This window comes from Marinobacterium arenosum, assembly GCF_019795155.1.
In the GTDB taxonomy this organism is placed as follows: domain Bacteria; phylum Pseudomonadota; class Gammaproteobacteria; order Pseudomonadales; family Balneatricaceae; genus Marinobacterium_C; species Marinobacterium_C arenosum.
The window spans coordinates 1-25,234 of the sequence record NZ_JAILYN010000048.1 but is presented as its reverse complement, the minus strand read 5'-3'; the positions used below and the strand labels follow the sequence as shown (position 1 = coordinate 25,234).

At 59.6% G+C, this 25,234-nt stretch carries 21 protein-coding genes; 6 read left to right on the top strand and 15 right to left on the bottom strand.

Going from position 1 to position 25,234, the window contains the following annotated elements; all coding sequences use genetic code 11:
• Positions 1-10: 10 nt before the first annotated feature.
• The 8 genes from K6T12_RS17450 to gbdR form a co-directional block, all read right to left on the bottom strand.
• On the bottom strand, positions 11-1,579 hold the full coding sequence (locus K6T12_RS17450; protein WP_222224155.1) for a BCCT family transporter: 1,569 nt from the start codon (positions 1,577-1,579) through the stop codon (positions 11-13).
• Between the two features lie 639 nt (positions 1,580-2,218).
• On the bottom strand, positions 2,219-2,995 hold the full coding sequence (gene etfB, locus K6T12_RS17445; protein ID WP_222224154.1) for an electron transfer flavoprotein subunit beta: 777 nt from the start codon (positions 2,993-2,995) through the stop codon (positions 2,219-2,221).
• Positions 2,985-4,223: an electron transfer flavoprotein subunit alpha gene (gene etfA / locus K6T12_RS17440; protein ID WP_222224153.1), complete on the bottom strand. Its 1,239-nt coding sequence runs from the start codon at positions 4,221-4,223 to the stop codon at positions 2,985-2,987. Before etfA ends, etfB begins: the two co-directional genes overlap by 11 nt.
• Positions 4,223-6,118: a (Fe-S)-binding protein gene (locus tag K6T12_RS17435; protein ID WP_222224168.1), complete on the bottom strand. Its 1,896-nt coding sequence runs from the start codon at positions 6,116-6,118 to the stop codon at positions 4,223-4,225. Before K6T12_RS17435 ends, etfA begins: the two co-directional genes overlap by 1 nt.
• Before the next feature lie 143 nt (positions 6,119-6,261).
• A complete protein-coding gene (dgcA, locus tag K6T12_RS17430) occupies positions 6,262-8,325 on the bottom strand; it encodes a dimethylglycine demethylation protein DgcA (protein WP_222224152.1) in 2,064 nt (687 codons plus the stop codon).
• A gap of 141 nt (positions 8,326-8,466) precedes the next feature.
• Positions 8,467-8,997: a 4-vinyl reductase gene (locus K6T12_RS17425; RefSeq protein ID WP_222224151.1), complete on the bottom strand. Its 531-nt coding sequence runs from the start codon at positions 8,995-8,997 to the stop codon at positions 8,467-8,469.
• 56 nt (positions 8,998-9,053) lie between these two features.
• On the bottom strand, positions 9,054-10,031 hold the full coding sequence (locus tag K6T12_RS17420; protein ID WP_222224150.1) for a dipeptidase: 978 nt from the start codon (positions 10,029-10,031) through the stop codon (positions 9,054-9,056).
• Between the two features lie 372 nt (positions 10,032-10,403).
• Positions 10,404-11,540 carry a choline metabolism transcriptional regulator GbdR gene (gbdR, locus tag K6T12_RS17415; RefSeq protein ID WP_222224167.1) on the bottom strand — a complete coding sequence of 379 codons (1,137 nt, stop codon included), beginning with the start codon at positions 11,538-11,540 and terminating at the stop codon, positions 10,404-10,406.
• A 409-nt stretch (positions 11,541-11,949) separates the two neighbouring features.
• Between gbdR and K6T12_RS17410 the strand changes: the two genes are divergently transcribed.
• From K6T12_RS17410 to K6T12_RS17395, 4 genes are all read left to right on the top strand, one after another.
• Complete coding sequence (locus K6T12_RS17410; protein ID WP_222224149.1) at positions 11,950-12,846, top strand: LysR family transcriptional regulator; 897 nt, start codon at positions 11,950-11,952, stop codon at positions 12,844-12,846.
• Between the two features lie 167 nt (positions 12,847-13,013).
• A complete protein-coding gene (gene fdhA / locus K6T12_RS17405) occupies positions 13,014-14,213 on the top strand; it encodes a formaldehyde dehydrogenase, glutathione-independent (protein WP_222224148.1) in 1,200 nt (399 codons plus the stop codon).
• Positions 14,214-14,464: 251 nt separating this feature from the next.
• Positions 14,465-15,520: a GlxA family transcriptional regulator gene (locus K6T12_RS17400; protein ID WP_222224147.1), complete on the top strand. Its 1,056-nt coding sequence runs from the start codon at positions 14,465-14,467 to the stop codon at positions 15,518-15,520.
• Positions 15,521-15,609: 89 nt separating this feature from the next.
• Complete coding sequence (locus tag K6T12_RS17395; protein WP_222224146.1) at positions 15,610-16,494, top strand: LysR substrate-binding domain-containing protein; 885 nt, start codon at positions 15,610-15,612, stop codon at positions 16,492-16,494.
• On the opposite strand, the gene K6T12_RS17390 is transcribed toward K6T12_RS17395, so the two are convergent.
• The 6 genes from K6T12_RS17390 to K6T12_RS17365 all read right to left on the bottom strand — a co-directional run bounded on the left by K6T12_RS17390 (position 16,491) and on the right by K6T12_RS17365 (position 23,499).
• Positions 16,491-17,021 (bottom strand): ACT domain-containing protein, encoded by a 531-nt coding sequence (locus K6T12_RS17390; RefSeq protein ID WP_222224145.1) that lies wholly within the window; start codon positions 17,019-17,021, stop codon positions 16,491-16,493. The two genes, K6T12_RS17395 and K6T12_RS17390, sit on opposite strands and share 4 nt — an antisense overlap.
• A gap of 47 nt (positions 17,022-17,068) precedes the next feature.
• On the bottom strand, positions 17,069-18,559 hold the full coding sequence (locus K6T12_RS17385) for a sodium:solute symporter family protein (RefSeq protein WP_222224144.1): 1,491 nt from the start codon (positions 18,557-18,559) through the stop codon (positions 17,069-17,071).
• A gap of 524 nt (positions 18,560-19,083) precedes the next feature.
• Positions 19,084-20,379 (bottom strand): TRAP transporter large permease, encoded by a 1,296-nt coding sequence (locus tag K6T12_RS17380; RefSeq protein ID WP_222224143.1) that lies wholly within the window; start codon positions 20,377-20,379, stop codon positions 19,084-19,086.
• Positions 20,380-20,393: 14 nt separating this feature from the next.
• Complete coding sequence (locus K6T12_RS17375; RefSeq protein WP_222224142.1) at positions 20,394-20,981, bottom strand: TRAP transporter small permease; 588 nt, start codon at positions 20,979-20,981, stop codon at positions 20,394-20,396.
• Between the two features lie 185 nt (positions 20,982-21,166).
• Positions 21,167-22,192, bottom strand: a complete 1,026-nt coding sequence (dctP, locus tag K6T12_RS17370) for a TRAP transporter substrate-binding protein DctP (RefSeq protein WP_222224141.1) — start codon at positions 22,190-22,192, stop codon at positions 21,167-21,169.
• 95 nt (positions 22,193-22,287) lie between these two features.
• Positions 22,288-23,499 (bottom strand): M24 family metallopeptidase, encoded by a 1,212-nt coding sequence (locus K6T12_RS17365; RefSeq protein WP_222224140.1) that lies wholly within the window; start codon positions 23,497-23,499, stop codon positions 22,288-22,290.
• A 381-nt stretch (positions 23,500-23,880) separates the two neighbouring features.
• On the opposite strand from K6T12_RS17365, the gene thiS reads away from it, so the two are divergent.
• Positions 23,881-24,132 carry a sulfur carrier protein ThiS gene (gene thiS, locus K6T12_RS17360; protein WP_390879096.1) on the top strand — a complete coding sequence of 84 codons (252 nt, stop codon included), beginning with the start codon at positions 23,881-23,883 and terminating at the stop codon, positions 24,130-24,132.
• Positions 24,133-24,195: 63 nt separating this feature from the next.
• Positions 24,196-24,996, top strand: a complete 801-nt coding sequence (locus tag K6T12_RS17355; RefSeq protein WP_222224139.1) for a thiazole synthase — start codon at positions 24,196-24,198, stop codon at positions 24,994-24,996.
• A 91-nt stretch (positions 24,997-25,087) separates the two neighbouring features.
• Here K6T12_RS17355 and K6T12_RS17350 read toward each other — a convergent pair.
• Positions 25,088-25,234 (bottom strand): transposase (locus tag K6T12_RS17350; protein ID WP_222224165.1); only part of this gene is annotated, 147 nt, incomplete at its 5' end.

Below are 25,234 nucleotides of genomic sequence, written 5' to 3'. Positions count from 1 at the left end.
TGCCAATTGGTTAACGGAGTTCGTGCTTGAGGCCCTTATACAGGCTGACGCACATCAGCAGCAAGATAACCGTGAACGGCAGCCCGGTGGTCACCGCGCCGGCCTGCAATGCAGACAGGGCTTCGGCACCGCCACCAAACAGCAGTACGCCGGCAATCAGGCCTTCCACAGTAGCCCAGAACACCCGCTGGCTGACCGGTGCGTCGACCTTGCCACCGGCGGTGATGCTGTCGATCACCAGCGAGCCGGAATCGGACGAGGTGATAAAGAACACCAGTACCAGCAGTACGGCGATGCCGGAGGTCAACTCGGCCAGCGGCAGGTTGGCCAGCATCTGGTACATAGACAGGGAAACATCTGACACCCCTTCAGCCAACGCACCGACACCCGCCTGCGCCTGATCCAGCGCGGTACCGCCGAATGCAGCCATCCAAACAGCGGACAGCAGGGTCGGGATCAGCAGTACGGCAATCATGAACTCACGTACGGTACGACCACGGGACACGCGGGCGATGAACATACCGACGAACGGTGACCAGGAGATCCACCAGGCCCAGTAGAACACGGTCCAGCCGTGGAACCAGGTTTCGTCTTCGCGGCCAACCCAGTTGCTCAACGGCAGGATGTTTTCGGCATAGCTGCCGAGCACGCCGAAGAAGTTGCTGAAGAAAGCGGTGATCGAACCGGCGACGATCACGAACAGCAACAACGCAAAGGCGATAACCATGTTGATATTACTGAGTACTTTGACGCCGCCATCCAGACCACGCACCACCGACATCAGTGCAATCAAGGTCACGACGATGATCACCGCGATCTGCAAAGCGATAGTATTTTCGATGCCGAACAGGAAGTTCAGACCGCCGGAAGCCTGCTGCGCCCCCAGCCCAAGCGAGGTCGCCAGACCGAAGATGGTGGCCAACACCGCCAACACGTCGATCACATGGCCGATCGGCCCCCAGACGCGCTCACCGAACAGCGGGTAGAACGCCGAGCGCAGGGTCAGCGGCAATCCTTTGTTATAGGTAAAGAAGCACAATGCCAGGCCGACCACACCGTAGATCGCCCAGGGATGCAGCCCCCAGTGGAACATGGTGGCGCCCATCGCCGCCGAGGCGCCTTCCGGCGTATTCGGTGCCGCATTCAGCGGAGTACCGTACCAGTTGGTGTAGTACGCGACCGGCTCGGCGACACTCCAGAACATCAGTCCGATGCCCATGCCCGCTGCGAACAGCATCGACAGCCAGGACCTGGTGCTGAAATCCGGTTTTGCGTCAACACCGCCCAGGCGGATCTTGCCCACCGGCAGGAAAATCATTGCCAGGCAGAAAATCACGAAGATATTCCCGCCGCCCATGATCAGCCAATCAAAATTGGTGATCGCCCAGCCCCGCGCACCGACCAGCAAATCCTTGGATTCGGCCGGAAACATCAGGGTTAACACAATGAACAATACAATGGCGGCGGCACTGGTCCCGAAGACGGGATTATGGATATCCATCCCCAGTACTTTGACATTGTCTTGTCCGAGTTCGTAGTCAGTATCATACGGATTTGAAACCGTGACCTGGTCGTCCATACGGCTACTCCCCAGCTAATTGTTTTTATTTTCGAAGTTGATTGCTTGATAGAAATCAACGTTTCTATACTACGAGCTTGATGGGGGTGAAGCTTTCTGATTACGACACCTACTTACTCATAGGAGACATCGACCACCCGGAATCGCCCTGCCCGGTTTGACAAAGTACCCATTCGAAACCAGCGCCTCACCGTCCCAGCCGCCACGACAGCTCGATAATTCAACCAGTTAGCGGGTATCTTTCAGGGATGTCATGGCCGTTGAGCAGAGCTCGCGGTGTATCAGGATGCAAGGAAAGGTATCGCGGTAAAAAGAAGGGATGATTGAAATGGAATAAAAAAAGGGGATGAAACATCCCCTAACAAACCAGCACGAGCCAGCGAACAATCATTTATCCAGTGCTGTATTTGGGTAGATAGCCCAAGATTTCCCAATTACCCCTCTTGGTGCCGAAATATAAAGATCCTTATATTTTTCAGCAACCCAAGAATATATTTATGAGCTAACTTGGGCGAGGCAGATATATACTAACTTTTCCGACAAACCTCGCTGTTCTCAATTCGACAGCCAGATACTTATTTACGACGATTGAGGGGGGCTCACCGGACTCAACCGACCATCCCCCCTACACGCAGAGCGCTAGCGCAGCACCCCTTCCTCGACCAGTAGCTTGAACAGCGCCTGGGCCTGCTCCTGCGCGGACTCGTTCTGCAGCACCTGGCCGCCACTGGCCTGAGACTTGGCGGTCGCCGCCTTGAAGCGATCCGCCGCGGTCTTGGCCTTGGCCACCTTCAGCCGCTTGGGCCGTTTGCGGGCCGGCGCTTCCTGCCACTGGCTGCGTAGCTGATCCTGCTGGGCATCGACCGACGCATTGTCGATCCGCGCCCGCCGGCCCGGACCATAGGCGCTCTGGCGCGGCGTTTCGGCGGCAAGATCGACGCTGGCAACGAACGGCAAACGCACCTTCAACGCCCGTCGCTGGCCACGCGGCAACGCCTGCAGGACCTCCGCTTCACCGTTTTCCACCTTGATGATGTCGGCGATCCGGGTGACCACCGGCCAACCCAACGCCTCGCCCAACAGGTAGGGGGTCATGCCGGAAGCCTCTCCGCTCTCGGCACGCACGCCGGTCAGCACGATATCCGGGCGCTTCTGTGCCAGGTAGCGGCCCAGCGCCGGCACCGCATCGCCGGCTGACGGCTGCTCCAGCAGCGTCATCTCCTTCAGCCCCATACCCAGGTAGCTACGTAGTACCTCCTGTTGCGCCTCACCGGCATGCAGCAGCTCCAGTCGCTCACCGACCAGCTTGAGGCCCAGCTCGACGGCACGGGCATCCTGCTCGGCGCGGCGGGCACGGCCGGACTTCGGGTGCTGGCCGATGGAGACCAGTACGGCAAGATTCAGATCATGCGGCATCTTCTGCACCTCCCTGACGGTGTTGTTCGACCAGCTGGATCAGCTCTGCCAGGATCTCCTGGCTGTCGCCGATCAGGCTCAGGTCGGCCCGTTTGACCATATCGCAACCGGCGTCAGTGTTGATCGCCACCACCTTGTCACATTGGCCGATCCCCTGCAGATGCTGGATCGCCCCGGAGATACCCACTGCAACATACACCCGCGCGGTCACCCAGGTGCCGGTGGCGCCAACCTGACGGAAGCGCGGCATAAAGCCGTCATCCACCGCCACGCGGGACGCCCCTTCGGTAGCACCCAGCACTTCGGCAGCCTTGTGGAATTGATCCCAGTCGTGGATGCCGTTACCGGCGGACAGGATAAATTCGGCCTCAGCCAACGGAATCTGGTTCGGGTCCACGGCCACCTGGCCGCGGTCTTCGATACGAACCAAGGTACCCGGCATGGTATCCAGCTCAATCGGCAATACCTCGTGGCGGGTCTCGTCGATCGGGTCGGCGCACTCCTCGGCCAACAGCAGCAACCGTGGCGTGTCGCGGGTGATATCGATCCGCTGACTGCCGCCGCGGCAGACCGCCGTGCTGCTGTCCACCTGCCAGGCCTGGGTAGCCGGCCGCTCGCCCAGCTTGGCCGCCAGCCGGCAGCCCAACTCATTACCACCGTTGATGCTGTCCGGGAACAGCCAGTAGCGCGGTTTCAGCTGGGATTCGATAACGCTCAACGCGGTCAACCGTGCCTCCGGACTGTAGCCGGCATAGGCTTCGCCCTCGAGGTGGATCAGTCGATCCACCCCCGCCTTATCAAACGCCTCCTCCTTGGATTCGCCGAACACCACGGCCACCACCGCGCCTTCGCCGTCGGACTCCCGTACCAGCTTGTGGGCCTGGCCCAACACATCTTTGTCGTGGCCGGTCAGTCGGCCGCCGACCATATCCATCACCGCCACCACGTAGAAGTCCGGCGTTACCACGGTGATCAGCGGCAATTGAACCTCTGCCGCCGCTTTCGCGCCGCCGCGGCGCTGGCCCAGCTGCGGACCGTTACCGGCCAGCCGGTCTATCCGCTTGATGCCGTTCGGGCCGATAAAGCCAACCGCGTGCGGATTGCGCCGGATCAGCCCGGAAGGCCCGCGAGTTTCAGCCGCCGGAGCGATCAGCTCGGCATGCTGCGGATGCAGTCGGTTGCGGGCGATCCACTCTTGGCGTGGATCGCGACGAATCAGATCACTCATCAGTGCACCTCCTCGACCAGGCTTTCGGCCACGATCTCAGCAATGTCCTTGACCTCTGGACGCGGCTCAACCACCCCTTCCAGCATCGCCGTACACTGCTGGCAACCGACGGCGACCAGTTCGGCACCGGTGGCCTTGACGTCCTCCATCCGCATATCGGCGATGCGTCGCTCGCCCGGAATATCGGTGATCGGCGCGCCACCACCACCGCCGCAGCAGCGGGAACGGAAGCCGGAACGTTCCATCTCGGCCAGCTCGATGCCCAGCTCATTGAGCAGCTCGCGCGGCGAATCGTATTCGCCGTTGTAGCGGCCCAGGTAGCAGGGGTCGTGATAGGTCACGGTGCCGCCCTTGTACATATCCAGCTTCAACATGCCGGCCTTCACCAGCTCATTGATGAAGGTGGTGTGGTGCAGCACCTCGTAGTCACCACCAAAGTCCTTGTACTCATTCTTCAGGCAGTGGAACGCATGCGGGTCAGTGGTGACGATCCGGTTGAACTTGTAACGGTTCAGCACCGCGATATTGCGCTTAGCCAGGCTCTGGAAGGTGGCGTCATCACCGAGGCGACGGGCCACATCACCGCTGTCGCGTTCCTCGTCGCCCAGCACCGCGAAGTCCACGTCGGCGGCCTTCAGCAGTTTGACGAACGCCCGCAGGATCCGCTGACTGCGCATATCGAAGGCACCGTCGCTGACCCAGAACAGTACATCGGTTTCCTTCACATCGGCCATCACCTTCAGGTTCTGGTCCGCCGCCCAGTTCATCCGGCCGCCCGGATCGAAACCGTTCGGGTTGTCCGTGGCGATCAGGTTGTCCAGCGTCTCGGCGCCCTTGTTCGGGGTATTGCCCTTCTCCATGGTCAGGAAACGGCGCATATCGACGATCGCGTCCACGTGCTCGATCATCATCGGGCACTCCTCGACACAGGCGCGGCAGGTGGTGCAGGACCAGAGCGTCTCCGGATTGACCAGCCCTTCGGTAATCACCTGGGTCGGTCCGCCCTTAGCCTGGCCCACCTCACGGCCCGGATAGGGGCTGCCGGCATACTTGGCATCGCTGCCGCCGGCCAGGCCGACCACCATATCCTGGATCAGCTTCTTCGGGTTCAGCGGCTGGCCGGCGGCGAATGCCGGACAGACCGCCTCGCAACGACCGCACTGTACGCAGGCGTCAAAGCCGAGCAGCTGGTTCCATTTGAAATCGGACGGTTTGGCGACACCCAGTACTTCGGCCCCCAGATCGACCGGCTTCAGACCGGTCGAACGGCCACCGCCGAAGCGCTCCGGACGACGGTGAAATGCCAGGTGCAGTGCGCCGGCGAAGGCGTGCTTCATCGGCCCGCCCCAGGTCATACCGAACAGCATCTCGCCCAAACCGTAGGCGATACCGATCAGCAGGATCACCGCCAGTACCCATCCGCCGAAGTCTTCCGGCAATACGCCGGCCACCGGCAGGGTGACGATAAAGAAGGTGACCGCGAACACCAGCAGGCTTTTCGGCAGCCGCATCCAGGGACCTTTCGACAACCGGGCCGGCGGATTTTGACGACGCTTGTAGACGAACAGCGCACCGACGAACATCAGCGCGGTCGCCGCCAGCAGCGCCCAGGCCAGGATCTTGCTATCCAGGCCGAACAGGTGCACCAGCACAATCAGCGCCAGCGACAACACGAAGCCACCACCGGTGGCGACGTGAGTATTGGACATATATTTATCGCGGCCCACCACATGGTGCAGATCCACCAGATAGCGGCGCGGCATCGCCATCAGGCCGGCGATCAGGCTCACCGACTCAGGCTGACCGGCACGCCACAGGTTGATACGGCGCACGGCGCCGATCACCAGCAGCGCCAGTGCCATTGTAATCAGAACAGGGAGTAATCCATCGAGGATCATGGTCTGCCCTCACTCGCAGGGGGGCGGCCGGACGGCCGCCCCGGAGTTGACAACGGTTCCAGCAGCTCAGCTACCGGAACTCTGACGAGCTGCCGCGCCCCGCCGATTGCACAGAGAGAAGTGCCGGCGCGGCAACCCGATCAGAGATCTTTACAGAGACGCAGCGCATCATAGATGGCAGCATGGGTGTTGCGCTGGGAGACGCAGTCGCCCAGGCGCCACAGGATCATGCCGTCACCGGACTCCGACAATACCGGCTGCGGCTCGGCCGCAAACAGCGTCTCGTTGTCGATCTGCCCCTTGTTGCGCGACTCTGCTTTCAACTCGTAGTACAGCGCCTCATTCGGACGGATGCCGTTCTCGACCACGATCTGGTCGACCACCCGCTCCTCTTGCTGGCCGGTGTACTCGTTCTCCAGCACCGCCACCAGCTTGTCGCCTTCACGGTAAACCTTCTCCAGCAGCAGGTCGGAGGTCATGATCACCTCCTTCTCGTACAGGCTGCGGTAGTAGGTCGGGAAGGTGGTACCGCCGATGCCGACGCCCGGCTTGATATCATCGGTGACCAGTTCGACCAGCGAGCCTTTCGACGCCAGGTAGTCGGCGGCGGACATGCCGGAGAATTCGCAGATGGTGTCGTAGATCAGCACGTTCTTGCCCGGCTCCACGGTACCGTTGAGGATATCCCAGCTGGAAACCACCAGCCCCTCCTCTGCGCCCCACTCCGGATTCTGATCGACGAACGGCCGGCCGCCGGTGGCCAGGATGCAGACGTCCGGTTTCAGGTCGCGGATCATGTCGGCGTTGGCTTCGCTGCCCAACCGCAGATCGACACCCAGACGGTCCAGCTCCATCGCCAACCAGCGGGTGATACCGGCCATCTGGTCGCGCTGCGGCGCCTTGGCGGCGATGCTGATCTGGCCGCCGAGCTCATCGGCTTTCTCCACCAGGGTCACCTTGTGTCCCCGTTCGGCCGCCACACGTGCGGCTTCCATACCGCCGGGACCACCACCGACAACCACCACGTTGCGGATCGGCCCTTCGGTTTTCTCGATGATGTGCGGCAGCCCCATGTACTCACGGGAGGTGGCTGCGTTCTGGATGCAGAGCACGTCCAGGCCCATGTACTGACGGTCGATGCAGTAGTTGGCGCCGACGCACTGACGGATCTGATCGACCTGGTTCATCTTGATCTTGGCGATCAGGTGCGGGTCGGCGATATGGGCCCGGGTCATGCCGACAAAATCGACGTAACCGGCTTCCAGGATACGCTGGGCCTGGTTCGGGTCCTTGATGTTCTGGGCGTGGATCACCGGTACGCTGACCACTTCCTTGATGCCGGCCGCCAGGTGCAGGAACGGCTCCGGCGGATAGCTCATGTTCGGGATCACGTTGGCCAGGGTGTTATGGGTGTCGCAGCCGGAGCCCACCACGCCGAAGTAGTCGACCATGCCGGTGGCATCGTAGTAGGCGGCGATCTGCTTCATATCGTCGTGGTTCAGACCGTCCGGATGGAACTCGTCACCGGTGATCCGCATGCCGACCACGAAGTCCGGGCCGACCGCCTCGCGCACCGCTTTCAGTACTTCCATACCGAAGCGCATGCGGTTTTCGAAGCTTCCGCCCCACTGGTCGGTACGCTTGTTGACGCGCGGCGACCAGAACTGGTCGATCATATGCTGGTGCACGGCGGACAACTCGACGCCGTCCAGGCCACCCTCTTTGGCACGCACCGCCGCCTTGGCGAAATCGCCGATCACCCGCCAGATCTCCTCCTCCTCGATGGTCTTGCAGGTGGCGCGGTGAACCGGCTCGCGAATGCCGGACGGCGACATCAGGTTCGGCCAGTTCTCACCGTCCCAGCGGGAGCGGCGCCCCATGTGGGTGATCTGGATCATGATCTTGCCGCCGTGCTTGTGCACCGCGTCAGCCAGGTTCTGGAAGTGCGGAATGATCCGGTCGGTGGACAGGTTGACCGAACTCCACCAGCTCTGCGGGCTATCGATGGAGACCACGCTGGAGCCGCCGCAGATACAGAGGCCACAACCACCCTTGGCCTTCTCCTCGTAGTATTTCACGTAGCGGTCGGTGGTCATGCCGCCGTCGGTGGCGTACACCTCGGCATGGGCGGTACTGACGATACGGTTGCGGATCGTCAGCTTGTTGATGTTGAGTGGCTGAAACAGTGCATCGAACTGGGACATGGTGTTACCCCGTAACTCTTGTCAGCAACCGGCTTGGCATCGGGCGTCGTTCTGGCGCCGGAAGGCGGGGTCCGGTTTTATTCATTTATTGTTGTTGTCCGGTTTGGCGGCCGGCCATACAGGCCCGCCGCCGGCAGAACCTTACAGCGGTGTTACTTCGAACAGGCCGTAATCGCAGCCTTCCTCGGCTTCACACTGGGTCTGTTCGGCCTTGGTGCGTACGCTGTAGCCCAGGCTTTCGGCGATCTGGTCCATCGCCCCGGCAAACCAGCCGGTGAACATGTAATCCACCTTGCGGTTGACCTTGCCGTACTGATAGACGAATGCCGAGTGCTCCAGGCGAACCCGGGCGGTACCCTTCTCGATATCCAGCTCCTCGGTGACGAAGAAGCCCCAGCCACGCTGGGAGAGCCGCTTCATGTAGTGATGCCAGACCGCCTCACCCTTCAGGCCGTGCTCGGCGGCTTCCTTCTCGCACCAGTAGTGGGCGGATTTGTAGCCGGCCTTGTAGAGGATCTCCGCGTAGCGCTCCGGCCCCAGCTCCTCTTCGATTCCCATATGGTTGTTGACGAAGAAGTGGCGCGGCACGTAGAGCATCGGCAGCGCGTCAGTGGTCCATACGCCGGTTTCATCATCGACATTGATCGGCATTTCCGGTGCGTGTACACCCATGGTCTTTCTCCTGATCTCTTTTTCTTGTATTGGTCGTTAACGGTGCAGCACGCGGCTTACTCGCCCCAGACGTCGGCCAGTACGCGCATCCAGTTTTCACCCATGATCTTGCGCACCGCCTGCTCGGAGAAACCGCGCTTGAGCAGCGCCTCGGTCAGGTTCGGGAACTCGCCGATGGTGCGGATCCCTTCCGGGTTGACGATCTTGCCGAAGCGGGTCAGCCGGCGGGCATAGCCCTTGTCGTGGGTCAGCCACTCGAAGAACTGCTGGTCATGCCCCTGGGTGAAATCGGTACCGATACCGACCTGGTCCTCACCGGCGATGTTGACCACGTACTCGATCGCTTCGACGTAATCTTCGATGGTGGAGTCGATGCCGTTCTTCAGGAAGGGCGCGAACATGGTGACGCCGATGAAGCCGCCACGGTCGGCGATGAACTTCAATTCCTCATCGGACTTGTTGCGCGGATGCTCCTTCAGACCGGCCGGCAGACAGTGGGAGTAGCAAACAGGCTTCTTGGACTCCAGAATCACCTCTTCGGAGGTTTTGGAACCAACGTGAGAAAGGTCGCACATCACGCCGACCCGGTTCATTTCGGCGACGATCTCGCGGCCGAAGTCGGACAGGCCACCATCACGCTCGTAGCAGCCAGTGCCAACCAGGTTCTGGGTGTTGTAGCACATCTGAACGATGCCGACGCCCAGATCCTTGAACACCTGCACATAACCTAGCTGATCCTCGTAGGCGTGGGCGTTCTGGAAGCCCATGATGATGCCGGTCTTACCCAGCTCCTTGGCACGACGAATATCGCGGGTGCTGTGCACCTTGAGCAACAGATCGCTGTTCTGCTCAATCAGGTTGTTCATCTCGACAATATTGTTAACGGTGTTCTGGAAACCTTCCCAGACCGATACCGTGCAGTTGGCGGCGGTCAGACCACCCTTCTGCATATCTTCGAACAGTTCGCGGTTCCACTTGGCGATGACCAGGCCGTCGATAACGACGGCGTCCTGATGCAGTTCCTTCGGATTCATTAGCTCACCTGCTGTTGGGCACGCTTGGATGCGTCTTATTGTTGTTCTCCGCTGTCCGTGACCTTGGCTACCTCAGGACAGCGCCTTAGCAGCAGTCTATCCATTGGCTTGTTTGGCAGATCACCAGAAACGACACCCAAATTTCCAAAACCGTCAGCAGCAGAATCAAATGGGTAAATAGACCGCAGAACCTGGCCGCCAACCGGAGCGATTCGACAAAGATGGATCAGACTCGGATGCAGCCGAACCTAAACGAAGGGGATGATTAGACGATATGCAGAGATAGAGGAGAGCCCAACAACGGGCCCGGCGCAGAGGCGGCCACCGGATGGCGACCGCCCTGCCCGTGATGGCGGGAAACGATCTACCAGGTCAGCAGGCGCCGCCTGCCACGGCCACCGAGCCGTAGCTCGGTTCGAACTTGGCTTCAGAGAGCGCCGCCACCGATACCGGCTTCAGCGCCCCATCCATTGCCGACCGGGCCAACAGGCTCTGCGGCAACAGCGGTTGCGGATCGCAGCCGACCGAGCCCTTCAGCCCGCGACGCTCGTCACGGGGCGGGATACCCAGGTAGGCACGATAACATTTGCTGAAATGCGGTGTTGAAACGAAGCCGCAGGCCGAAGCCACCTCGATGATCGACAACGAAGTCTGGCGCAGCAACTGGCGGGCCCGGGTCAGTCGCAGCTTCAGGTAGTAGCGCGACGGCGAACAACCCAGGTGCTTCTGGAACAGCCGCTCCAGCTGACGGCGCGACAGGCCTACATAGCTGGCCAGCTCATCCAGGTTGATCGGCTCCTCCAGATTACTCTCCATCAACGCCACCAGCTCGATCAACTTCGGCTGGGTGGTACCCAGAGTATGCCGCAACGGCACCCGCTGATGATCCTGCTCGGTACGAATACGGTCGCAGATAAACATCTCGGAGATAGCGGTCGACAACTCATTGCCGTGCTGCTGGCGGATCAGGCTGAGCATCATATCCAGCGGCACGATGCCGCCGGAGCTGGTCAGCCGGCTGGAGCTGATACTGAACAGCCGGTTGGTGCTGGCAACTTTCGGAAAAGCCTCGTGCAACGACGCCAGGCACTCCCAGTGGGCGCTACACTCCTGGCCGTCCAACAGGCCGGCCGCCGCCAGTACGTAGGCACCGGTACAAACCGCTCCCAGCTGTATGCCGCGACGGTCCAATGTCTGCAGCCATTTAAGCTGCTTCGGGGTGTAACTGCGGGTGATATTCACGCCACCCACGACGATTACCGTGTCGATCTCAAAACTATCGCCGATGCTGAGATCTGGTGTGATCTTCAAACCATCGCTGGCAGTGGTCGGTTCACCACTTTCGCTGATTGTGAACCAGTCGTAGAGCTCCTTGCCGGACAGCTGGTTGGCCATCCGCAACGGTTCAATCGCCGAGGACAGAGAGATCAGGGTAAAGTTGTTGAGCAATAGGAAGCCGATTCGGCGGGTGCCACCCTGCTGGCGGCTGGTACGGTTATCGTTGGTCATCGTCATCTGCGGGACTCCCAGCAGTCGCTGAAACTGCTGTCACGACGGTTAATCGCGATGTTTCTAATTTTTATTGTTCAGAATCAGCTCAAGCCCGATGCCCAAGACCGCAGGGTTCCTCACCGCCCTGTCGCACCTTGAGGGTAGTCCGGCCAGACCACCACAACCATCAGACTTGATGCAGATCAATTTTTTGCTGTCGGAAAAAATCTATACGCTTTTCGGTCCAGGCGAAACCGATATGTTGTACCCATGCGGAAATTTATTATTGCAGTACCGCAATAGTTGGGTTCATCCTATGACTATAGAATCCCGCCGCCGGGTACAACCAAGCTACCCCCGGCTTGAGACAGCTCCCTCATCCGTCCTACAATTTACAAAACAGCCATATTTATCAAGTAGTTACACAATGCATCATTGGGAAAGTATCGAAGCCTTTGTCAGGGTCGCGGAACAGGGAAGCTTTTCGGCGGCGGCCAACCGGATGCGGGTCTCCAGCTCGCATGTCAGTCGACTGATCAGCCGATTGGAAGCACGGCTGAACTCCCAGCTGCTGTATCGCACCACCCGCAAGGTCACCCTGACCGAAACCGGCCGGCTGTTCTATGAGCACTGCTGCCACTTGGTGGACGCGGTGGAAAACGCCGAACAGCAGATAGCCAAGCTCAATGACGAACCCCGCGGCCTGCTGCGCATCACCTGCGGCACCACCTTCGGCGAGCGTTTCATCGTGCCGATGATGAACCAGTTCATGCAGCAAAACCCGGGCCTCGAACTCCAGTTCCACCTGACCAACCGGCCGGTGGACCTGATCAGCGAGGGCTATGACCTGGCGATCCGCACCGGGGTATTGAAAGACTCCAGCCTGGTGGCCCGACGGCTTAGCGAACGGCGCGAATACATTGTCGCTTCGCCGGACTATGTGGAGCGCCAAGGCGCGCCGCAAACCCCGGCCGAACTGCAGCGACACAACTGCCTGGTCGGCACCAAAAATAGCTGGACCCTCAACCAGGACGGGCAACGGAAAGAGTTCCGGGTATCCGGCAACTGGCAGGCCAACTCGGGTTTCTCGGTGCTTAGCGCCGCATTGGCCGGCATCGGCATCGGCAACCTGCCCGATTACTATGTCGAGCCCTATCTGGCCGACAACCGGTTGGTTGAGTTGCTGGCAGACTATCGTTGCAAGGAAGCGGCAATCTGGGCGATCTACCCGAAGAGCCGCCACCTGTCACCAAAAATCCGCCAATGCGTGGATTTTCTGGTGGAAAAATTCGCCAATCCAGACTGGCGCACTCAACCGATCTGAACCCTCCGGGCCGGCCTTGTTCCGGCCCTTTTGGCCCACCGCCAGTTTCTGTTACACCATAACACATTGTCTCTATTGGATATGCGGATGCCTCTTCTGGACATGTTCGGCCGCCGGGATACCGCTAGTGTGAGGCGGTCCTGAAACAATAATAAGGAGAAGTGGATATGTGCAGCAGTCATTCCAACCGCGGCGTAGTCTACAAGGGTCCGGGTGAAGTCGCAGTCGAGTCCATCCCCTACCCCAAGCTCGAGATCGGCAATCGCAAGTGCGACCACGGCGTCATCCTGAAAGTGGTCACCACCAATATCTGCGGTAGCGACCAGCACATGGTGCGCGGCCGCACCACCGCGCCGTCCGGCCTGGTGCTGGGCCACGAGATCACCGGTCTGGTGGTCGAGTGCGGGCGCGACGTCGAATTCATCAAACAGGGCGACCTGGTATCGGTCCCCTTTAACATTGCCTGCGGTCGCTGCCGCAACTGTAAGGAAGGCAAGACCGGCATCTGCCTGAACGTCAACCCGGCGCGCCCCGGTGCCGCCTACGGTTACGTCGACATGGGCGGCTGGGTCGGTGGTCAGACCGAATACGTCATGGTGCCCTACGCCGATTTCAACCTGCTGAAGTTCCCGGACGCCGACCAGGCGATGGAGAAGATCCAGGACCTGACCCTGCTGTCCGATATCTTCCCGACCGGTTTCCACGGCTGCGTCACCGCCGGCGTTGGCCCGGGCTCCACCGTCTACATCGCCGGTGCCGGCCCGGTCGGCCTGGCCGCAGCGGTTTCCGCCCAGCTGCTGGGTGCCGCCTGCGTCATCGTCGGCGACATGATCGAAGACCGCCTGGCCCAGGCCCGCAGCTTCGGCTGCGAAACTATCGACCTGACCCAGGATGGCGACATGGCCGACAAGATCGAGGCGATCCTCGGCGAACGCGAAGTTGACGCCTTCGTCGACTGCGTGGGCTTCGAAGCTCACGCCTGCGGTTGCAACCACGGCAAGGAAGCACCGGCAACCGTTCTGAACTCGGCGATGCAGCTGACCCGCGCCGGCGGCCAGATCGGTATCCCGGGCCTGTACGTCACCGAAGACCCGGGCGCGGTCGACGACGCCGCCAAACAGGGTGCGCTGAGCATGCGCTTCGGCCTCGGCTGGGCCAAGTCCCACAGCTTCCACACCGGCCAGTGTCCGGTGATGAAGTATCACCGTCCGCTGATGCAGGCGATCCTGTTCGGCAAGGTGAAGATCGCCGACGCGGTCAACGTCAAGGTGATCAGCCTCGACGAAGCCCCGCAAGGCTACGCCGACTTCGACGGCGGCGCGGCGAAGAAATTCGTTATCGATCCGCACGGCTCCGTCGCCGCCTGAGCGAGCGTCTAGCCAATCAACACCGGGCTGCGGCCCGGTACTTTGCGAGCCCCTATCTCCGTTCCCGGGGCTCGCGCCCACTCTTTTTATCGTTAGTTGATTCCAGCTAAGAGCCCGTCACTAACTCATTGATTTATCAATTTCCGCAAAATCAAACTGATGATATTTAACCGCCCAGCGGATACCATGAGCCCTGTGTAGGTAGCCAACTGCCGACAGCTTTCAGGTTCCACCGCCCGAGACAATCGTCCATGCAAGACACCCTGAACAAACGCCATTTCAGCAACCGGATGCGGGATACCAACAGCCCGTTTCTGCCGGCCAGACCGCTGCCCGACAAGCCGATCCGGGTCAGTTTCGTTCTGCTGGAACACTTCTCGATGATGGCATTCACCGCGGCTGTGGATGCCCTGGTCACCGCCAATCTGGTCAGCACCACTCCACTGTTCAGTATCTCCAGCTATGGACTGGACAATCCCCAGGTACGCAGCGACCTGAGCATCGACATCTCGGCCAACGGTGAGCTGAACCAGCTGCACCTGGATGGTGACGGCGCAGTCGACGTGTTGATCGTCTGCGGTGGCTTTCGCTGTTCGCTGACCGAAAACCCGCTACTGACCAGCAAGCTCAAGACCGCCGCCAAGCGTCGAATCATTCTCGGCGGGCTCTGGAACGGTGCCATCGCGCTGGCCTATGCCGATCAGCTGAACGGGCGACGCTGTGCGCTGCACCCGGACAACCATGCTTTCATGCGGGAGACCTTCAATCAGGTCCAGCTGTCCAACCAGGCGCTGGAGATCGACGGCGACCGGATCACCAGCGCCGGCCCAAGCAGTGCACTGGAAATGATGCTGGCGCTGATCGAGCAACTGCACGATAGCAACATGGTGCGCGCCATCCGCGAGATCCTAAGCTGCGACAAGGGGGCCGACCCCAGTGCCACCGGCCTGGTGCAGACGGCTGACGACCCGAGCTTTCCGGATACGCTGCGCGAGCTGTTGCGGTTGATGAGCACCAATATCGAGGAACCGCTTAGCATTGACGAACTGGCCACCTGCGTCGGTAGTTCCCGGCGCCGGGTTGAACGGCTGTTCCAGACTCACCTCTCCACGCCACCGTCGCGCTACTACCTGGAGCTGCGCATCACCCACGCCCGCCGACTGCTGCTGCAGAGCAACGAATCGATCGCCAACATCGCGGTCGCCTGCGGCTTCCTCAGCTCGACCCATTTCAGCCACTGCTTCAAGGACTATTTCGGCGTGTCGCCGAGCCAGGCACGGCAGAAACATCGCACTGAGCAGGCTTAATTATTTACAACGCTAATTCTTTAAACCCAGGGATTAACAAGAGTTATATTAACGCCTATTCTTGAACTTTCTTGGCTACGGAATTAGTGATGAAAAACCTGCCGACGGATCTTCTTCGCACCTTTGTCGCTATCAGCGATCTGGGCGGATTTACCCAGGCCGGTGAACTGCTCGGTCGTTCTCAGCCGGCTATCAGCCTCCAGGTGAAACGGCTGGAAGAGTTGGTCAACGTACAGCTGTTCAACCGGGCTGGCGGCATGAAGCTGACCGAAGAGGGCCAGATACTCTACAGTTATGCCCGCAAAATTCTCGAACTCAACGACACTGCCGTCTCGCGCCTGACCACACCGGCGATCTCCGGCTCTGTCAGGTTGGGAATCCCGAACGACTTCGAAGTGTCCTTTCTGCCATTAACCCTGTCGAAATTTACCCGGGCCTACCCGGATGTCACGCTGGACGTGCAGACGGATCTGAGCATCAATCTGCGGCAGGATTTTCGCAAAGGCGCCTATGACCTGGTGATGTCGATGGACCAGTATCCGGAACACCAGTTCGGCGAAGACGACTATATTGTCGAACCGCTGTATTGGATCACAGGGCCCTCCTTCACACTGGATCAGGACCAGCCAATACCACTGGTGCTCTACCCCAAAGGCTGCATCTATCGCCAGCACATCATCGAGGCGCTGAACAAAGCCAACATCCCCTGGCGGGTGCTGTACAGCACCTCCAGCCTGCTGGGAATACAGTCGGCGATCGAGGCGGGTTTGGGGATCAGTGCGCTGGCCGTGAACACCGTACCCGGTTCGTTGAATGCTCACCAAACCTACGATCAACTGCCGGAACTGGGCAAGGTCACCATCGGCTTCAATTACGATAGCGGTAATCTGACCCCGGCGGCGCGGCTGTTACTGGATCATCTGCAACGGGGGCTGAAGGAAAGCCTGGTAAAACCAGCCACCTTCAACCTTTAGCACCAGACCCTGGTCAGCTCTTCCGTATCGATCTGAACCCGCAGATCCGGTGCCAGCCCGCTCAATGCCTGCAGCAGGTTCGCTTCGGAGATCGGCCGGCTCAGGTTGGCCCTGATACGGGAGCTGAATTGCTGCTCGCCCAGTGAGGGCTCCCCTATATAGTGCTGATTCAGTTGTTCGATATTGGCACCATGACTCTCGAGAATCAGCCGAATCTCATGATCGATGCCGAAACGGAAACTACCCGCCAGATCCAGCGTCAGCCTCACCCCTGCATCAAGATCATTCGCCGCGAGTTCCTGAATAGCTATCTGTAGCCCCTGCGATTCAACACGAGCGATGCTCTGGTACGCAAAATCTCGATACTGGCCCGGGAAACTCACCTTCACTAAGGCAACGAGCTTGCCCTCCATTACCGAGTGTTGGCTATCGAGAAAAACCCCTTCCAGCAACGCAAAGGATTCCGAGAATCGCTGCAGCAGATCGGGCCGGTCATCGCCAGAGATCGTTACCAACCAGGTCACCATAGCTAATCTCCAATACAGACAAAGCGAACAGTAAGGTGCGGACAGCCTCAGGCAGGCTTAATCAGCCCCGATTTGGCAGCCGGACCTCGACCGCCCCCGTGCCTGGGCATTCTCGCAAAGGTCAGTTGGCTCACCAGCACGTAGAGGCAACTCGATACCGCACATCCGTATAAGGGCCCTTCCACCCAACCGACATCGGTCATCAGTAGAAAACCCGCGCTGGTTGCGAAGCCCGAGCTCATCGCCGCAATAGCGCCATAGCCGTTGCCCCGCCAGAAACTTGAGATGAATACCGGACCGATCATGGCGGCCAACAACGTGCCGGTTCCCAGGATACCGAGCCAGGAGAGCATGAACGGCGGTGTATAGAGCATCATCAATAAGCCAATGACGCCCAAACCCAGTACCCACAGCCGGTTTATCCAAAGCAGCCGTTTTGCCGACGGGTTGCTGTCGGGGAACAACGCGGTGCGCAGGTCATGGGACGCTGCCGACGCCACCGTATGCAGCAGCGAGTTGGCCGTCGATTTCATCGCAAACAGAATGAACAGGGTAACTAAGCTGCCCAATGCCGGATGCAGATAGGTTGCCAGATACGCCGGCATCGTCTGGTCGGCCTGTGCCAGCGCGGGCTGCTGAACCCGCATATAGAGTCCCACGATCGGCACCAGGCTGAGCAGGCAGGCCAGCGGCGCCAGCCAGATTGCCACCCGGTGCATCTTCACCTCCGGTTTGATCGCCAGGAAGCGCACAGCCATATAGGGCAATACCGCGCTAAACAGGAAGGCATAGGGCAACACCAGGAATACCGCCCCCGGGCTTTCACCATAGGGCTGTGCGGAGATGGGATTGGCCAGTTGGGGATCGATGCTTGTCAGCTTTTCAAACAGCTCCACCAGACTGACATCAGTAAAGATCTGCACCATCATTATCAGCGCTGCACCGGCCATCCCCACCACCATCAGGGTGTCGGTCCAGGCCACAGCTGCCAGCCCGCCGAGCATGGTGTACAGGATGATCACCGAGATCATCAGCAAGGCGCTGCTATCCAGCTCGATGCCCAACCAGGATGCACCAAGCAATCCCACCGCCTTGATCTGACTGGTCAGGAACACCAGCAACAGGACGATGGTTATCGACGCCGCCACCCCTTTCAACCACCGAGCCACCGGCCCGTCGGCATGCAGTTGGGCGACATACTCGGGAATGGTGAAGCTTCCCAACCGTTCGGCCCGCTTGCGCATGAAGTCGGCAAAATAGAGCACGGCAAGCACCATCGCCGGCGCAAACATAAAGTTACCGAGGATTTCGATAGCGCCGAACTGGTAGGCCACGCCTGGCGATCCCATAAACCCCCAACCACTGAAGCCGGTCGCGGCAATCGTGCCGGCACCGACAAAGGGGCCAAGCGAACGCCCGGCCACCAGAAAGCCCGACTGATCATCCTGCACTACCCTGCTGGACAGGTAACCCAGATAGATAAGCACGGCAAAAGACACTAGCAAAATGGTCCAGTTGAATCCGCTATGGAATTCCATGGAGCGCACCTCCGCATAATTGTATTAACCGGGGAAAACCTGTGTTGCCGGGCGTTACAGATCAGGGAAGTCGCTACGGATGCGGTAGAGATATACCGCAGTGGTCCAGCCGAGGACGATCAGGTTTAAGGTCAGGAAACTGTCCATTACCCAGGAACTGGTCAACATGTTATGGCCTCTTCGAGCAGACCTGCCGCTGATTCAAAACATGCTTCCTTTCCGCTTAACCTTGGCAGACCCGGCTTTTGTTATTGTTAGTTCTCTGCAGTTGTCGCGATAACCGCAAACTCTCCGAGTAATACGGACGCCAATAAATCCCATTACGGCCATCCGTTTTCACTACTTTGGTGGCGCATGGATGTCATACCCGTGGCAATGAGATCCCGAATACGACAAGAAGCATGCTATCCCCGACACCCAAATAAACTAAATCAATATTTTAAATACCTGCATTTGGGTTGCTAATACCACGGAACTGCAGGGTATCCACGGCCACCTCGCATAACGAGGCGGCCGTCATTGGATCAATCCAGCAGAGTGGGCAGGAACAGGCTAAGTTCCGGGATAAAGGTGACGATAAACACCATCGGCAGATGTCCCAACAGCAGGAACTTCATGGTCGGGCCGATGTAGCGATCCAGCGGCAGCTTGGTCACCCCTCCCGCCATATAGAGCAGTGGCGCACAGGGGGGCGAGATATTTCCCAACCCCAGGTTGGTGCCGACAATCGCGGCGAAGTGGACCGGGTCAACGCCGATCTTCTGCACCACCGGCATCAGAATGATCGCCGCCAGCACGCCGCCGGACACATCGTCCACGATCATTCCCATGATCAGCAGCAGCAGGTTGATGATCAGCAGCAAGACGATCTTGTTGTCAGAAACACTGAGCAGCAGGTCGGCGAACTGGTTCGGAATCTGCGCCAGAATCATGCCGCGACTCATGATGAACAGGAAGAACAACACCATGATCACCGAGCCGGTCAGGATCGCCGCCTCCTTGGTGGCATGGAAAACATTATGGAAGGTCATGGTTCGGTAGATGATGAAACCCACCAGCAGCGTGTAGACCAGTGCCACTGCGCCCGCTTCGGTCGGCGTCGCCACCCCGCTGTAGATGCCGCCGAGGATAATGAACGGCATGATGATCGCCAGCGTGGCCTTCTTGCCGGTGGCCCAGATCTCCTGCCCCACTTCACGCAACGGCAAGCTTGGCGCCACCCGGATGCTGGTATTGTTGCGCAAGAACAGGAAATTGAGCACACAGTAGACCAGCGCCAGCAGGATACCCGGCAACATGGTCGCCAGAAACACCTTGGCAACCGACTGACGGGTGGCGATGGCGAACACGATCATCGGAATGCTTGGCGGGATCATCAGCGCCAGTACCGAAGACACCGCCACCAGCGCGGTGGCGTGGCCCTCCGGGTAACCTTCCTTGATCATCCGCGGCACCATGATGCGACCGATCGCCGCAATGGCAGCGGAGGCACTGCCGGAGATCGCCCCGAACATTGCACAACTCAGTACCGTCACCGCCCCCAGCCCACCCTTGGTGCGGCCGACGAAGCTGTTGACGAAATTCAGTAACCGTTCCGAGATGCCGCCGGTGCCCATCAGCGTACCAGCCACTACGAAAAGCGGCAGTGCCAGCAGTGAAAACGAGCCCACCTGGGCATACCCGTAGCCGGCATGGAAAGAGATATCGGTACCGCTCAGGACGCCGTAGATCAGCGCGCCGATACCGAATGAGAACCCCACCGGCACCTCAAGCAGCAGCAGGATAATGACAGCAGCGATAGTTAGGAAAAATACAGTCATGGCCACAACCTGTTTTACTTCTTGTTACCTTTGGCCATCGTCAGATCACGCGCTTCGGCGATTATCTGCAGGCAGTAATAGAACCCCATCAGGGTGAAGCCGGATACCATGCTGAAATCCCATAGATACTTGGGCCAGCGCATGTAAAGGCTCTTTCTACCGAGGTCGAGATTGAAGCTGGCAAAATCCCAGGCGTAGTAGCCGAAGATGCCGGTCGCCACAAGACAGGCCAGGCTGCCGGCCAGGCGGATGGCCCGGATCAGGCTCCTGTTTCTTATCAACAAGGCGACCACGCCGCCGGAGATATGGTCCTGGTCGCGGGTGGCATAGACCATGCCCATGAAGTACGCCCAGAGCGCCAGCATCGGGGCCAACTCCTCGATGCCGAGAAACGGCGATTCCAGGCCGTAGCGCATCAGTACCTGGCTGGCCATCAACAACCCCAGCAACAGGGTTGAGGCGACCATCAGCGCTGCAATCAGCTGCGCCAGCCAGTGCTCGGCCCGGAAGAACAGACTCTTGGCGGCATAGGGCAACGGCGGTACCGGTTTTACATGAGACGGGCCGATCAGATCGTCCGGATGGGTGTATTCGATCGTCATAGTTCAGCTCCTTAGGGCGCCAGCACGCTCAACCGCGCGATCAGGCTGGTCGCTGGTGCCCCGCACTGCGGTTGCAGAGTGTGGAAGAAACCGTAAACGTGGCGTCAGGCGTTGATGGGCCGACAGGCCAGGTGCCGTTGAACGACACAGCTACCCTGCCGGCCACGGTTAGGCAGACGCGGCCATTACAGGCCAGCGGTTACCTTCAGCTCGTCCATGACCTGCTTGCCCAGTAGCTTTTCCATGATCGGCCACTCGACATCCATTACCGTCTTCTTGTAGACGGCGGCCTGAGCGGGATCCTGCTCCAACACCTCGATGCCGGCGGCACGGATCTTGTCGAGCCACCCCTGGCTGAACGCCTCGGCGTTGTCCCATGCCCATTGCGTGGCGTGGTTTGCCGCCTGGTGCACCCATTGACGCTGCTGGTCGCTCAGGCCGGACAACCAGCTCTGGCTGGCGATCCAGAAGGTCGGTTCGAACGATTCACGGGTGTAGACGTAGGCACGCAAAACATCCCGGAACAGCAGTACTTCGTAAGGCGGGGAAAATGCCCGGCCGTCGATCGCGCCGGTCTGCAGTGCGGTGTGTACTTCGGAGAAGGCCATCGGTACGACCGAGAAGCCCAGCGCGCTGTAACGGTCGATCGCCATCGGATAGTTGGGCACGCGGATCTTGAAGCCCTTGGCATCTTGCGGAACGTTGACCGGCACATCGACACCCTTGCGTACCACATAGCCGGTAAAGTCGGTCGGCAGGGTACCGAGCAACTCCACGTTCAGCCCGCCGTAGATCTCTGAGAACAGCTTGTCCATCTTGCTGCCCGGCCCATAAACCTGGCGGGCACTGGCCCAGTCGTCAGCGACGTAGCCCAGGTTGGCGATATCGAGCCGCGGGTCCAGCTCCGAGTTGGACCAGGCCATGGTCATCGGCACCGCCCCCTGCATCACCTGTTCGGTGATGGTTGCCCAATCGCCCAGGTCTCCCCCGGGGTGATATTCAATCTTCATGGTGCCGCCGGACAGCTCATCAAGCTTGCTGATGAACACCTGGGAGACGCTGTTGAAGATATGGTCGGTCGGCATGACATGGGCCAGGATATGGCCACCGCCTGCCGCCTGTGCGGACTGCGGAATCGCGACCGCCAACGATGCGGCACTCAGGGCAACGGCTGCCAGTGCCCGCGTGAAGGTTTTGCGTAACTGGGTCATAGACCACCTCTTTGTTAGATTTATTGTCGTAGTGGAATCTGAACGGCTTGCGAATGACCGGCAGCCCCTTTAGGTGGCTGCCGGCGGGCAGTAAGTTAGCCCTTCACGATGTTGTATTCCGGGCCGAACGGGAAACGGGTGATGTTTTCAGCGCCGCTCTCGCCCACCACCAGGATGTCGTGCTCCCGGTAGCCGCCGGCGCCCGGCATCCCTTCCGGCAGCATCAGCATCGGCTCCATCGACACCACCATGCCCGGCTCCAGCACCGTGTCGATATCCTCGCGCAGCTCCAGTCCGGCTTCGCGGCCGTAGTAGTGGCTCAGGGTGCCGAACGAGTGGCCGTAACCGAAGGTGCGGTACTGCAGCACGTCGTGCTCCAGGAAGATCTCGTTCAGTTCGGCGGCGATATCGCAGCAGCGGGCACCCGGACGGATCAGCTCCAGACCGCGGCGGTGCACCTTGCAGTTGATCTCCCAGAGTTCCAGATGGCGGTCGGAGGCATATTCGGCGAACAGCGTACGCTCCAGGGCGGTGTAGTAACCGGCGATCATCGGGAAGGTGTTGAGGCTGAGAATGTCGCCCGCCTGCACCTTGCGGGAGGTCACCGGGTTGTGGGCCCCATCGGTGTTGATGCCGGACTGGAACCAGACCCAGGTATCCATCAACTCGCCATGCGGGAACGTACCGGCGATCTCGCGAACCATCGCCTGCACGCCGGCCAGCGCAATTTCGTACTCCGGCACTCCAACGGCGATCGCATCACGGATAGCGGCACCACCAACGTCGGCGACACGGGCGCCCTGCTTGATCAGCTCGATCTCTTCGGCCGACTTCACCATGCGCATCTTCATGGTCGGCGCACCGATATCTTCGAACCGGGATTCGGGCAGGATCGCCTTCATCTTCTCCAGGTTCTGCAGCGGCATATGGTCGAACTCGATACCGACCTTGCCGCCATCCTTGATCAGCTGCTGTACCGCATAGAAGAAGTTGTCTTTCTTCCAATCGGTGTAAACCACATTGTCGCCCAGCCGGTTACGCCGGTACGGCTGGCCACCGTCGATATTGGCGGTCACCGTGGTGAAAGAATCCTGGGTCACAACCAGGCCGTAGTCGCGGCCAAAGCGGCAGTACACGAAGTCGCTGTAGTAGTTGATGTTGTGGTAGGAGGTAAACAGCACCGCATGCAGGTCATTTTCCGCCATATAACGACGGAGTGTGTCCAAGCGCGATTTCATCTCCTGATCGGAGAAAGTCGGTCGCACCTTCTCGCCATTAGGGATGGAAAGCGTTTGTGGCATCTGCATATTTAGGTTCCTCTTATTTTTGTCTTTGTTTCAAACCAGCCCCTGCAACAGGTGGGCAGATATCGGTCAGGTGATCGCTTCCGGGCTTGCTGTGGCCATTCGCTGATCAACTGAAATTGATCCTAGTGCCGGCCACGACATAAGAAAAATCAATAGTTCAAATATTTGCATTTGCATCGCAAATACCTCAAGCAACACCCTTTGAAATCCGGGTCGAACTCGCACGCATTGCTGGAAGCAACACAGAGACGGAGTTCGACGCGGCGCCAACATCCAACAACTCTTCGAGGGCTGAATGGTGGTCTCATAACCGCCGGCCATCTGGACCTTATAAGGTCGAGGTAACAAAGCGAGGATTAGGGCTCGAAGATATCCGCCACAATGGTTGGAACCGACACCACCACTGCCGTGATCTGGAAAGAAGAGTTGATGATCGAGATACATGTAAACGGCGAGCCAATGAACCTGGCCCCGGACACCAGCTTGACTGATCTGCTTGCCAAGATGGAGCTGAGCGGAAGGCGCGTCGCCATCGAACGCAACCTGGAGATCGTGCCGCGTAGCCAGCACGGCACCACCCGGCTGGAGCATGGCGACCAGATTGAAGTGGTACAGGCTATTGGCGGTGGTTGAAGGGCTATTCGCGTTTCATACCAGTTCCCGGGCAGCCGGCGATTTAAAGAACAGGAGTCACTGATGACCGCACAGACAGCTATCTACTCTGACCCGTTGTTTATCGACGGCAAGGCCTATCACTCACGGCTGCTGGTCGGCACCGGCAAGTACCGAGACCTGGATGAAACCCGTCGGGCAATCGAGGCCAGCGGCGCCGAGATCGTCACCGTGGCGGTACGCCGCACCAATATCGGCCAGCATCCGGACGAGCCGAACCTGCTGGACGCGGTGCCGCCGGAAAAATACACCATCCTGCCGAACACCGCCGGCTGCTACACCGCCGCCGATGCCGTGCGTACCTGCAAGCTGGCCCGCGAACTGCTGGACGGCCACGATCTGGTCAAGCTGGAGGTATTGGGCGATCAGAAGACCCTCTACCCGAACATCGTCGAAACCCTGAAAGCCTGCGAGCAGCTGGTCCGGGACAACTTCAAGGTAATGGTCTATACCAACGACGATCCGATCGTCGCCAAGCAGCTGGAGGAGATGGGCTGCGTGGCGGTGATGCCGCTGGGCTCACTGATCGGCTCCGGGCTCGGCATCCTCAATCCGCACAATATCCGCATCATCATGGAGGAAGCCAACGTACCGGTGTTGGTCGATGCCGGTGTCGGCACCGCTTCCGACGCGGCGGTGGCGATGGAGATGGGTTGCGAGGCAGTGTTGATGAACACCGCCATCGCCGCCGCCAAGAACCCGATCCTGATGGCCTCGGCGATGAAAAAAGCGATCGAGGCCGGCCGTGAAGCTTACCTGGCCGGCCGGATGCCACGTAAAAAATACGCCAGCGCATCCAGCCCGCTGGACGGTACGATTGGCTGACAGCCCCGCGTAACAGAACAGGTCCCCTGGCACTCTCAGTGAACTGAGCAGCAAACCCGGCCCGGCACCCCGTGCCGGGCTTTTTTGTGGTTCATCGTCGTTTACCGGGAAAGGTTGCTTTGATCTTCATAAAGAAGTACTCGGTATCACGATAGCCATAAGCCATGCGCTTGATTACCTTGATCTTGTTGTTAATCCCCTCCAGCCGACTGGTGTGGAGGGGATGCTCCGCCGACGC